This is a genomic window from Ruegeria sp. (genome assembly GCF_028066395.1).
Lineage (GTDB): Bacteria > Pseudomonadota > Alphaproteobacteria > Rhodobacterales > Rhodobacteraceae > Ruegeria.
Genome location: NZ_JALCBM010000026.1, coordinates 39,150 through 50,696, shown reverse-complemented (window position 1 = coordinate 50,696; position 11,547 = coordinate 39,150). Strand labels below are relative to the sequence as shown.

Genomic DNA, 11,547 nt, shown 5'->3' with positions numbered 1-11,547 from the left:
GCCTCGGTGCTGGCGATCATTCATAACCCGTTCGCCGGGCGGTATGAGCCTGATATTCAAGGTTTCATGGAGGATCTGAAACCTCTGGGTCTGGACATGGCGCAAAAGCTGATCGATCTGCTGGGCGGGCCGGACAGGATCCAAGGCTATGGCAAGGGGTCACTGATCGGCGAGGCCGGAGAATTGGAGCACGGTGCCCTGTGGCACGCGCCAGGCGGCTATGCGATGCGGCAGTTGCTGGGTACGGCCAATGCCATTGTGCCGTCTTCCAAGAAAGTCGGCGGCGTCGGTGCAAGGCTCGATGTGCCGATCACGCATATCAACGCCTCCTACGTGCGGTCGCATTTCGACAGTATGGAGGTCGGGTGCAATGACGCCCCGCGCGCCGACGAACTGGCCTTTGCGCTGGTCATGACAACGGGACCGCGCATTCATTCACGCTCGGGCGGGTTAGAGGCCTGGGACATCAAGGGAGAGGATGGATTGAGATGACAAAAATCCGCAAGATCGCCGTCAATGTCGAAGAGACCCACTCCGAAGCCGGTCGCGCGATCGCTCCGGCAACCCGCAAGGCCGTGGCTGTGGCGGTCATCGAAAACCCCTGCGCGGGTCGGTATGTCGAAGACCTCTCACCCCTGATGGAATCCGGGGCCAAACTGGGCGCGCTGTTGGGCCGCAAATGTGTCGAGGCGCTGGGCATTTCCCCGGATCAGGCCGAAAGCTATGGAAAATCCGCTATGGTCGGCGAAAATGGCGAGTTGGAGCATGCCGCGGCCATCCTCCACCCAAAACTCGGCGCTCCGCTGCGGCACGAGGTCGAAAAGGGCGCCGCGCTGGTACCGTCTTCGAAAAAGATGGGCAGTCCGGGGCAGGTGCTGGACGTGCCGCTGGGCCACAAGGACGCGGCTTATGTCCGCAGCCATTTCGACGGGATCGAGGTGCGCCTGAACGATGCCCCGCGCGCCAATGAAATCATGGTGGCCGTCGCGGTGACAGACAGTGGCCGCCCGCTGCCGCGCGTTGGCGGGTTGACCCATGACGAAGCCGAGGGCAAGGACGGCTTGCGCTAGCGGGGCAATCGGTTTGTCATTGTGAGCCCCGGCCCGGCAGGTATATTGGCCTGACGAATGCGGGCGATTGGGCACATGGACGACAAGAAAACAGCTGACGCAGAGACCTACCGTCTGGATGATCAGGTCGGCTATGTCCTGCGCTTGGCCAATCAGCGGCATGCGGCGATTTTTCAGGCGCATACGCTTGATGGGCTGACCCCGACGCAGTTTGCGGCGCTGGTGCGTATCGGCGAACAGGGTCAGTGTTCCCAGAACCGTCTGGGGCGGCTGTCCGCCATGGATGTGGCCACCATCAAGGGTGTGGTGGACCGGCTTCAGAAAAAGGGGTTGATCGTCTCGGCCCCCGACCCGAATGATCGGCGGCGTATGCTGATCGCATTGTCCGCGGATGGCAAACGCTTACTGGACAGCATGAAACTGGCCGGTCAGCGGATCACCGCAGAAACGCTTGAGCCTCTGTCACCGTCCGAACGTGAGGTGTTTTTGAAGCTGCTGCGCCGTCTGGTGTAGATCGCGCTAGCCGGTGACCACTTCGGGCAGCCGGTTTGCGGGCGGTGTATTGCGGCTGCGGCCGGTGCGGACTACGCCATCGATGATCGTCATCCCCACGCCCGGCAAGTTGCCCAGCTGAACCGATTCGAGAAGCGTATTCCCCGGCGCATGCTGGGCCTGATCCATCAAGACGAAATCGGCGCAGAACCCGGCTTCGATCAGCCCGGTGTCCAGTTTTCTCTGCCGCGCAGTATTCCCGTTGCCAAAACAGAACGCGATTTCAGCCGGGACGTTGCCCAGGCTCGACAGCATCGCGATCATGCGCAGGATGCCCAGCGGCTGCACTCCTGATCCCGCAGGGCCATCGGTGCCCAGGATCACCTGATCCAGCTTGCCCAGCTCGCGCGCCGTGTTCAGCGTCAGCAGGGCGGCGCGTTCGTTTCCGTTGTGTACGATCTCCAGCGCGGCCTTGCAGCTTTCGCACAGGCAGATGATCTGATCATCGGGCAGGGCGGAATGGCCGCCATTGATATGTCCAACAACATCGGTTCCGGTTTCCAGAACCATATCGGCGTCAATCAGGCCCGAGCCGGGGATCGACGGCCCGCCGGTGTGAATGGTGGATTGAATGCCATATTTGCGGGCCCAGTCCACCATCTGCCGCGCGGTTTTGCCGTCCTTGACGGTCCCCAGCCCCACTTCGCCCATCAGGGTCACGCCCGCATCGGCGAGGTCCTTGAAGTCCTGCTCCTCCATCCCGTGTTCGATGACCGGCGCGCCCGCATGAACCTTGACGCCGGAGGGCCGGAAATTCTCGTACCAACGCTGCGCGGCAATCGCCATGGCCTTGAGGCCGACCACATCCTTGGGCCGCCCGGGCATATGCACCTCGCCCGCCGAGATCAGCGTTGTCACCCCGCCGTTCAGGGTGCTGTCGATCCAATGCAATTGCTGCTGTCGGGGCGTGTAATCGCCGACGACCGGGTGAATATGGCTGTCGATCAGTCCCGGCGCCAGCGTGACCCCCTTGGCATCGACAACGGTGTCCGCCCCGTCGCAATCCAGATCGCGTTCCTTACCCCATTGCGCGATTTTACCGTCGATTGCGATCAGGCAGTCGGCGTCCAGAATGGGGTCTTCCATCTTGCCAGACAGCATTTGTCCAATGTTCTTGATGACGAGCTTTTGCGACACGGAATCCTCGGATCATTGGTGGAATATCTCGTTAGTATGCTAATAGATATTTTCTTTCGTCAAGCCTGCGATGTCGCGGCCTGATGGGTCGTCATGCCAAGGTTCAAACAGATTGACTCATGCAAGTGTCGCCAAATAAGGTACAGGTATGAACAAGTTTGAACATGATAGCACAGGGACGGATCTGATCGGTGCGCCGAAACCGGTCAAGATCGCCCACCGGCTTGAGGCTGATATCCGGTCGGGAACGCTCAGCAAGGGTGATCCGCTGGCCAGCGAAAACACCCTTGTCAAAAGGTTCTCGGTCAGCCGCAATACCATTCGGAAAAGTCTTGAGATCCTCAGCGAAAAGGGCCTGATCACCACCAAAAGCGGCATCGGGTCCTTCGTGACCTTCGACGGGAAAACCATCGATGACCGCACGGGGTGGAGCGTTGCTCTCGCCTCGGGCGATATCCAGTTGGAAACCCGTGTTCTGGCGCTGACCCGCGGTCCGATGGATATCCCGGATGCACCCGGGCAATTGGGATCGGATTTCCTGATTGTCGACCGCCTGCGATTCCGGGTCGAGACCGGTCAGGGCGTATCGCTAGAGCGTAGCCGGATTCCCTGGCGCGATGGGTTTGCCGGTGTTCTCGAAACCGGGCTTGAGGCCGGTTCGCTGACCGAAGTGCTGCGCTCCAACGGTCTGGTTGTTGCTGGCGGCGATGAATGGGCCGGTGTTCTGCCCGGCCTTTCTGCGCAGGACGCAGGGTTGATGGGGCGCAATCCGGGCGAGCCGATGCTGCGCCTGCGGCGTCTGACACGCAGCAGCGATGGTGCCGTGGTCGAATTTGTCTCAAGCATTCTGGATCCAACAATGTTTGGCCTGCACATGGAGTTCTGAGGAGGGCGATGACCGGGTATGACCTGCAATATGATCGCGCCTGTGGGGCGCTGACCGGGATGGCCATCGGCGATGCGATGGGTATGCCGTCGCAAACTTTGTCGCGTGCGGAAATCCAGCAACATTATGGTACGATTTCCACCTTTGTGGCCCCGTTCCCGGATCATCCGGTTTCGCATGGGCTGACGGCGGCCCAGGTCACCGACGATACCGAGCAGGCAATGTTGCTGGCAACGCGCCTGATCCGCGATGGCGGAACACTGGACGAAGCCCAATGGGCGCGGGACCTGCTGGGGTGGGAAGCCGATGTGCGTGCCCGCGGGTTGCGCGATCTGCTGGGCCCGTCCTCAAAAGCGGCGCTGGACGCCATCTTGGCAGGGGCGTCGACGTCAGAGACTGGCCGCAATGGCACAACCAACGGCGCGGCGATGCGCATCGCGCCGATGGGGATCAGCGCCCGGACCGATCCCCTGCCGGATTTTCTGGACCGTGTCGAACTGGCCTGCCGCATGACCCACAACACCGGTGAGGCGATTGCGGCGGCGGCGGCAGTGGCCGCCGTGGTGAGTTGCGGCATCGAAGGTCAATCCTTTGACACGGCGGTCATCTCTGCGTTGCAAGCTGCGGCAGAGGGTCAAAAGCGCGGGTTCCCGGTGGGCGAGCGCGACATGGCACAGAAGATATCCGCCGCGCTTGCCGCCGCTGATACAGGCACGGCGGTCGCGGAATTTGCCAACAAGATCGGCACCTCGGTTGCGTCCCACGAATCCGTCGCCGCCGCCTTTGGGGTCGTGCGGCTGGCCGGTTGCGACCCGTGGAAAGCCGCCGTGATCGCCGCCAATATCGGCGATGACACGGATACGATCGGCGCAATTGCCGGGGCGATGGCCGGTGCCTGCGTTGGCCGCAGCGGGATCGGGCCCAAGGCCACCGGGCCGGTTCTGGCCGCCAATGATCTGCCGGTCGACAGGATCGCACGGGAACTTTTGCAGCTCAGGGCCAGTCACGATCACCGGGTTGCCGATGGCGCGGAGTGTGGCCCATGACCCGTCGGTTGTTACAGATGTCCGGCTGTGTCGTGGACCTTCTTTATGAGGTGGATCAGGTCCCGTCCGCCGGGGAAGAGGCCATCGTGCGGGGGTTTTCGATCAAACCGGGTGGCGGGTTCAACGCGATGGTTGCCGCCAGTCGGACTGGTATGGCGGTGGGCTATGGCGGAGGCATCGGATCAGGCCCCTTCGCACAGATCGTCCGCGAGGGACTGACCGCCGAGGGCATCTCGTGTTTGCGCCATCCCGACCGGACCCGGGATCAGGGCTGCTGCACCGTTCTGATTGATGCGCAGGGTGAACGGACCTTTGTGGCCAGCGAAGGTGCCGAGGGCCATGTCAGCCCCGGAGATCTGGAACAGATTGCCTTTGCCGAATTCGACTGGACGCTGCTGTCGGGCTATGCGCTGCACTATGCGGGCTCGCGCGATACGCTGTGTCACTGGCTTGAGACCGCCGGGACAATTCCCAATCTGGTCTTCGACCCGTCCCCGGTTGTGGCGGCAATCCCGGCGCAGGCACGCGCCGCCGCGTTGCAACGGGCGCACTGGGTCAGCGCCAATGCCCGCGAAGCGACCATTCTGACCGGGCTGGGTGATCCGGCAGAGGCCGCCCAGTCCCTTGCCGCCTCGCGCCCCGGCGGCGCCGTCGTGCGGGCCGGTTCGGGCGGATGTTTCGTGGCCCTGGGCGGTGTTGTCGAACACATCCCGCCTTACCCGGTGCAGGTGGTTGACACCAACGGGGCCGGCGACGCCCATGTCGGCAGCTTCATCGCGCGCCTGTCACAGGGGGACACCCCCGCGCTTGCCGCCCGATACGCCAATGTCGCGGCTGCGATCTCAACAACACAAAAAGGCCCGGCAACCACCCCGACCCGTTCGGTCGTTGCCGACGCGCTGAACCGGAAAGAGGCCAGTTGATCGAGCAGAGCCCCTATTGCGAATGACTGGGAGGTCAAAATGAACAAGCAAATCTTACTGGCGACAAGCGTCGCGTTTTTCGGAACCGCAGTCAGTGCCGATGAAATCCGGGTGCTGAACTGGCAGGGTTACGGCACCGATCTGGACTGGGCCGTCGCCGCGTTTTCCGACGCCAGCGGCCATACGGTGGTGCACGAGTATTTCAACTCGGAACAGGAGATGCTGACCAAGCTGCGGACAAATCCCGGTGCTTATGACGTGGTGCTGATCAATGCGGCCTTTACCCCGCAGGCGCAGGACGAAGGTCTGATCGGCCCTATCGACACGGCGCTGGTGGAAAACCTTGCGGACGTGCCCGACAATCTGACCAACAATCAGGACCTGAACGCGGGTGGCGCGCTGCACGGTGTTCCCTGGACCTGGGGTCTGACATCCTTTGCGGTCAACACCGGCGAATTCGACCAGATGCCGGAGTCGATCGAAGTGTTCTGGGACAAGGCGCATGAGGGCAAGGTCTCGATCCGCGATGACGCGTTGGAGGCAGTGCAATTCGCCGCCATCGCGACAGGTCAGGACATTAACAATATCGAAGACCTTGATGCTATCGAGGCAAAGCTTTCCGCGCTGATGCCGCAGATCAAAACCTATTGGGGTTCGGAAAACGACTGGAACCAGTTCATGGCGGCGGGCGATCTGGATGTGGCGACCTTCTGGTCCGGTTCGGCCAGTCGGTCCATGGCCGCCGGTTTGCCGGTGCAGTTCGTGGTCCCCAAGGAAGGCGCTATCGGCTGGCTGGACGGGCTGTCGATCCCCGCATCCTCGACCAAGAAAGAGGCGGCGCATCAGTTCATCGACTGGATGATCGACCCGGAATTCTACGTCAAATGGGCCGCCGAGGGCGCCCCGGCCTCGGCCAATGCCAAGGCTGCCGCCGCCTTGCCCGATGACGCCTTCAACCGGCGTGTTCTTGGAGACCCTGAGGTTGTCGCCCGGGTCCAGTTCCAGCGCCCCGTCTCGGACGAGAACCGCGAGAAATACCTTGAACTGTGGCAGGGTCTGAAGGCCGCGCAGTAAACGACTTGGGGGAGAGCGGGCGCAGATGTCTCGGGTTCTTGCCAATCAGGACCGGCTGAAGATTTTCGGCCTGCTCTCACCAGCCTATCTGTGGCTGACAGTGGCGATTTTCCTGCCGCTGTCGGCGATGCTGTATTTCAGCTTTCTGTCGGATGTCCCGTTCGGCGACGCGGAATGGGCCTATACGACCGAAAATTATCAGGCGTTCTTTCAGACCTCGACCTATGCCAAGCTGCTTTGGAAATCGCTGAAGCTTGGGCTGACGGTCACCTGCATTTCCGTGCTGGTCGGGTTTCCCTGCGCTTATGTTCTGGCCAAGGCGATCAAGGGCCGCTCGCGTGAGGCGCTGTTTCTGCTGGTCATCCTGCCGTTCTGGTCCAACTCGCTGGTGCGGATATTCTCGTGGGCCATAGTCCTGCGCGGCAACGGTGTGCTGGAACTGGGGCTGAACGCGATCCTGCCGTTCGAGGTGGATGTGAACCTGATGTTTTCGACCCCGGCCATCGTGATCGGGCTGGTTCATTCCTACCTGCCCTATGTCATCCTGACCTCCTATCTGGCCCTGCAGGCGATTGACGACAATCTGATCGACGCAGCCCGGTCGATGGGGGCCAACAAGCTGACTATCCTCTGGCGCGTCATCCTGCCACTGTCCCTGCCGGGATTGCTGGCGGGCGCGGTGCTGATCTTTGTCCCGGTGGTCGGATCATTCATGGAGCCGCGCATTCTGGGTGGCCGGGTCGGCACCTATTTCGGCACGGTGATCGAGGATCAGTTCGTGGCCGTGTTCAACTGGCCCTTGGGGGCGGCGCTGTCTTTCATCCTGCTGGCGGTTGTTCTGCTGATCCTTGCGCTTGCCAGCCCGGTTCTGAAAAGGGCACAGGCATGAGCGGTCGGTTCCTGACGATACTGGGCAAGGTCTGGCTGGGGTTGATCCTGATCTTCCTCTATGCGCCGATCATTGTGATGGCCTTCATGTCCTTCAACGCATCGCAATTCTACCAGCTGCCTTTTGAGTTCTCGTTCAAATGGTACCAGAAGCTGGCCGGGAATGCCGAGATCATCGACGCCGCCACCCGCTCGGTCGGGATTGCCATCGTCACGACGATCATCGCCACCATTCTTGGCACAGCGGCCTCGGTCGCGCTGTTCCGGTTCGAGTTTCGCGGCAAGCGGTTCCTTCAGGTCATGTTGTTCCCGCCCATTGCCATCCCGTGGCTGATCACCGGTACCGCCATGCTGATCTTCTTTTTCGGCGTCGGGTTGGGGCGGGGCACGCCATCGGTCATCATTGGCCACGTGGCACTGGCCCTGCCTTACGTCATTGTCGTTGTCAGCGCGCGTCTATCCACTTTTGACGCCACCCTGGAAGAGGCGGCGCGGTCCTTAGGTGCGGATGCCTGGACCGTGACGCGCCGCGTAACCCTGCCGTGGATCTCGTCCGGCGTGATCGCCGGAGCATTGTTCGCCTTTGCCGTCAGCTTCGATCAGTTCGTGGTGTCCTATTTCCTGTCCGAACCCGGCGACAGCACGCTGCCCGTGCTGATCTATACATCAATCCGCAAAGGGTTCACGCCGGAAATCAATGCGATTTCCACGATCATCATTATCGTATCCATGGCCGTGATGCTGATCGCCGCACGGTTCTCAAACTTCGGAGGAGAGCGCTGATGGCCGAGGTCTCTGTCCAGAATGTCAGCAAGTATTTCGGGCCGCTGAAAGCGCTGGACGACGTCACCATGGATTTCCCCGATGGCGGTTTCTTTGCGCTGCTGGGCCCATCGGGAAGTGGCAAGACCACCCTGTTGCGGGCCATCGCCGGGTTCATCTTCACCGATGGCGGCACGATCCGTATCGGCGAAGCATCGGTTGAACATATCCCGGTGGAAAAGCGCGACATCGGCATGATGTTCCAGAACTATGCGCTGTTTCCGAACATGAGCGTTGCCGACAACATCGGCTTTGGCCTGCGGGTGCGCAAGGTCGGGGCCGCCGAGGAACGCCGCCGCGTGGGCGAGGCGCTGGAGCTTGTGCAACTGGGCGATCTGGGCGATCGGAAGCCACACCAGCTGTCCGGCGGTCAGCGCCAGCGCGTCGCACTGGCCCGTGCCATGGTGACCAATCCCAAGGTTCTGTTGCTGGACGAACCCCTGTCGGCGCTGGACAAGGCGCTGCGCGTTGATATGCAGATCGAGTTGAAACGCATCCAGCGCGAGATCGGCATCACCACGATTTTCGTGACCCATGATCAGGAAGAGGCCCTGACCCTGTCCGACAAGATCGGTATTCTCAGGGATGGCCGCATGATCCAGGCTGGCCCCCCGCGCGAAGTTTACAGCCACCCGGCTGACATCTTTACCGCCGAGTTTTTGGGCGAGGCGAATTTTCTGTCCAGAAATGGCGAAGGGGTGTTGGGACTGGATGGGGCATGTATCAAACTGCCGCCGGGCATCTCATCAACGGCGACACTTGCGGTGCGGCCCGAGAACATGAGCCTCTCGGTCGACGCCCCAGCGGGGGATGATCTTTCGGCGCTTCCGGCAATCCTGGAACGACGCATCTTCGCCGGGGCGATGGCCACCTGTATCCTGCGGTGCGAAGGGCAGGTGTTCAAGGTGATCGCCCGGGATCAGGACATCCCCGATCTTACCGAGGGTCGTCAGGTCTGGTTAAGCTGGGCACCGGAAAAGACCATGGTTGTGCCCGGTGGGTAAGAAACGTCGCAAGCCTTGCGATCGACCTTTGACGGATCACGTACCGGGCCTTTGGAACAGAGTATAGCCTTCCGGCACAGGGATCATGGCAAAGCCCGCGTCTGTCAGGGCGGTTTGCAGCGCGCTGAAATCCTCATTGTTGTCTGCCAGCAGCACGTTTGCCACGTCAAATTGCGTGACCGCCTGCAACACGGCCTTAGTCGGCGCGTCGATTGCACCCTGACCACTGACCACCTGAAACGCACGACGACGCAGGTCTATATCGCTGTCACTGCGGGTATGCCGGTAATGGTCCAGATAGATGAAGCGCACAGCGACCTGCTGAGCCGGATCACCAAAGGTGGCGAGCCAGATGGCAATCTCTTCAGGGGCCAGCGTTGTACCTTGGCGCGTAAGCAGGGGATTTACCGTTTCCGCGACCTGATAGACCGCGGGGGGAACATCCAGACCAAAAGGTTCAAAACGGACATGGTTCCGGCCTCCAAAGATCGAGACCGGGCTGACTGCCATCAGCAACAAAAGCCCCAGGACAACGTAGGATGCGGGACGGGTGCCGACCGAGATTCTCTCTAATCCGGCGGCAATGGCGACCCCGGCAAAAAGCGGCAAGGGAAACGCAAACATCAGGCGCCAATTCAGGTTGCCGGTCAGATGTTCCGCAAAAATCGGGGACAGGAACGGGTTCAGAGCAGTCAGCGTGTAGACCAAATAGGCACCAAGGAAAAACCGTCGGGCCTGTCCTTGCAGCAGCACCCAACCTGCGCACAGCGCAAAGATCGCGGGGGCCAGAAGATAGCCGTGGACACCGACGACATCCGGCAGCATAGCGCGGGGTTCGGTAAACTCGGATGGATAGGCACCTGTGGTCAGCAACACTGTGGCCCCTAAAACAACGGGCCATCCGCAGACCAGACCAACCGCAACATAAGTGCCAACTCGTTTTGGCTGAAAGATCAGCAATCCGCTGGCCGCCACAAACACAGTCATTGGGGCAAGGAAAATGCCATTTGCCGACAGGCTTGTCGCAGCGGCGACCGTTAGGAACAGCAGTGCATAGTCAAACAGCCTGCGCGTATTCCAGGCGCGCAGAACATAGACGTAAATCAGCGGCACAATGCCAATGAACAGCAACGATTTCCCGTGCTGAAGCCGCATGAACGAAAAATTCCCGAAGGAATTGTGCGACAACCCCAGCATCACCATGATCACCAGCCCGGCCAACAGGGCCACAAGCCACCGGTCCTTTGCCAGCATCCGGCAAAACAATACGTAGATACAGACGAGGGTCACCGAGGAAAGCGCGGGCATCACCAGATGCGCGGTTTGAATGACACTCAGCCCGGTAAGCTGGGCTATTATCGCGTTGAGGACATGATAGGTCTCGACCCGATAGGTGGGCAAATGGATCAACTGATCGGGATCGCCGATCATTGTATCGAACATCATCACAGACCTTGGGTCTGCAATGATCCCGGTGGCAAGGTTCAGAAAACTCGCATCATCCGCATCAGATCGATGCAGAACAAGCGGCAGAAACGCTGCCAAAACCAGCAGCCCAAACGTGATCCAGATCTGGTAGGGGGGTATATCCGCCATACCCGGGGACGGGCTGGAAGACGTCCGCACGGGTGCCTGTACCGTCTGCCAAATTCCGAACAGGGTTACGCCAGCCGTGATCAGAAAGAACAGGGCCGGCTGCTTGAGGACATAGCTGCCCACAAGACCCACGGCCAACACAAAGCCTGCGCCCAGAAACTGGACTATGATCTTTTTGGGATCAGAGTTTTGATCGATCTGTTCGTCTGACCCGCCAAACAGGTCGGGTATGCGTTTGGCATGAACGGAAATTCCGGCCCCGCAACAGATGGAAATAAGGAAAATTGCGTAAAAAATCGGGAGGGTGGCTCCGAAGAAAACGGAAATCTGCGATAATACGGCCCACACCCCCCAGAAGCCAATTAACCCGGCAACAAAACAAAACACAAAACGATCCATTCACTTTCCTTCGATTTCGGCCTCAGAGGCCCCAAGAATGATCTTGGCTTACAAAAACATAACGTTGCGCGAGTGTGTCATCTAGCGTCAAGGCCAATGCTGACGCAATTGCCAGCGCCAAGACGAGGTAATGCGAAAAATGGCGGGCCC

The 11,547-nt window shown here is 60.5% G+C and carries 13 protein-coding genes; 11 read left to right on the top strand and 2 right to left on the bottom strand.

Annotated features, from left to right (window positions below):
* The 3 genes from MPJ51_RS10425 to MPJ51_RS10415 all read left to right on the top strand — a co-directional run.
* Window positions 1-492 (top strand): amino acid synthesis family protein (locus MPJ51_RS10425; RefSeq protein WP_298385806.1); only part of this gene is annotated, 492 nt, incomplete at its 5' end.
* Window positions 489-1,070, top strand: coding sequence for an amino acid synthesis family protein (locus MPJ51_RS10420; protein WP_298385803.1), 582 nt, complete (start codon window positions 489-491; stop codon window positions 1,068-1,070). The genes MPJ51_RS10425 and MPJ51_RS10420, both read left to right, overlap by 4 nt.
* Before the next feature lie 75 nt (window positions 1,071-1,145).
* Window positions 1,146-1,583 carry a MarR family transcriptional regulator gene (locus MPJ51_RS10415; protein ID WP_298385801.1) on the top strand — a complete coding sequence of 146 codons (438 nt, stop codon included), beginning with the start codon at window positions 1,146-1,148 and terminating at the stop codon, window positions 1,581-1,583.
* Between the two features lie 6 nt (window positions 1,584-1,589).
* On the opposite strand, the gene MPJ51_RS10410 is transcribed toward MPJ51_RS10415, so the two are convergent.
* Entirely contained in the window at window positions 1,590-2,723 is a 1,134-nt protein-coding gene (locus tag MPJ51_RS10410; RefSeq protein ID WP_298385808.1) for an amidohydrolase family protein, read from the bottom strand.
* A gap of 184 nt (window positions 2,724-2,907) precedes the next feature.
* Here MPJ51_RS10410 and MPJ51_RS10405 point away from each other — a divergent pair, with 184 nt between their 5' ends.
* Genes MPJ51_RS10405 through MPJ51_RS10375 form a run of 7 tightly spaced genes read left to right on the top strand, consistent with a single transcriptional unit; the run spans window position 2,908 to window position 9,402 of the window.
* Window positions 2,908-3,645 carry a GntR family transcriptional regulator gene (locus MPJ51_RS10405; protein WP_298385798.1) on the top strand — a complete coding sequence of 246 codons (738 nt, stop codon included), beginning with the start codon at window positions 2,908-2,910 and terminating at the stop codon, window positions 3,643-3,645.
* Window positions 3,646-3,653: 8 nt separating this feature from the next.
* On the top strand, window positions 3,654-4,691 hold the full coding sequence (locus MPJ51_RS10400; protein ID WP_298385795.1) for an ADP-ribosylglycohydrolase family protein: 1,038 nt from the start codon (window positions 3,654-3,656) through the stop codon (window positions 4,689-4,691).
* The gene (locus MPJ51_RS10395; RefSeq protein WP_298385792.1) at window positions 4,688-5,614 is read left to right on the top strand and encodes a PfkB family carbohydrate kinase; all 927 of its coding nucleotides are present in this window, start codon (window positions 4,688-4,690) and stop codon (window positions 5,612-5,614) included. The genes MPJ51_RS10400 and MPJ51_RS10395 overlap by 4 nt, the downstream gene beginning before the upstream one ends.
* A 39-nt stretch (window positions 5,615-5,653) precedes the next feature.
* The gene (locus tag MPJ51_RS10390; protein WP_298385789.1) at window positions 5,654-6,688 is read left to right on the top strand and encodes an extracellular solute-binding protein; all 1,035 of its coding nucleotides are present in this window, start codon (window positions 5,654-5,656) and stop codon (window positions 6,686-6,688) included.
* A gap of 25 nt (window positions 6,689-6,713) precedes the next feature.
* A complete protein-coding gene (locus MPJ51_RS10385; protein ID WP_298385786.1) occupies window positions 6,714-7,577 on the top strand; it encodes an ABC transporter permease in 864 nt (287 codons plus the stop codon).
* Window positions 7,574-8,359, top strand: coding sequence for an ABC transporter permease (locus tag MPJ51_RS10380; RefSeq protein WP_298385783.1), 786 nt, complete (start codon window positions 7,574-7,576; stop codon window positions 8,357-8,359). The genes MPJ51_RS10385 and MPJ51_RS10380 overlap by 4 nt, the downstream gene beginning before the upstream one ends.
* A complete protein-coding gene (locus tag MPJ51_RS10375; protein WP_298385780.1) occupies window positions 8,359-9,402 on the top strand; it encodes an ABC transporter ATP-binding protein in 1,044 nt (347 codons plus the stop codon). Before MPJ51_RS10380 ends, MPJ51_RS10375 begins: the two co-directional genes overlap by 1 nt.
* A gap of 36 nt (window positions 9,403-9,438) precedes the next feature.
* Here MPJ51_RS10375 and MPJ51_RS10370 read toward each other — a convergent pair whose 3' ends face one another.
* Window positions 9,439-10,923 carry a DUF6077 domain-containing protein gene (locus MPJ51_RS10370; RefSeq protein ID WP_337959814.1) on the bottom strand — a complete coding sequence of 495 codons (1,485 nt, stop codon included), beginning with the start codon at window positions 10,921-10,923 and terminating at the stop codon, window positions 9,439-9,441.
* On the opposite strand from MPJ51_RS10370, the gene MPJ51_RS21750 reads away from it, so the two are divergent.
* The gene (locus MPJ51_RS21750; RefSeq protein ID WP_337959815.1) at window positions 10,804-11,208 is read left to right on the top strand and encodes a hypothetical protein; all 405 of its coding nucleotides are present in this window, start codon (window positions 10,804-10,806) and stop codon (window positions 11,206-11,208) included. The genes MPJ51_RS10370 and MPJ51_RS21750 overlap by 120 nt on opposite strands.
* Window positions 11,209-11,547 lie beyond the last annotated feature (339 nt).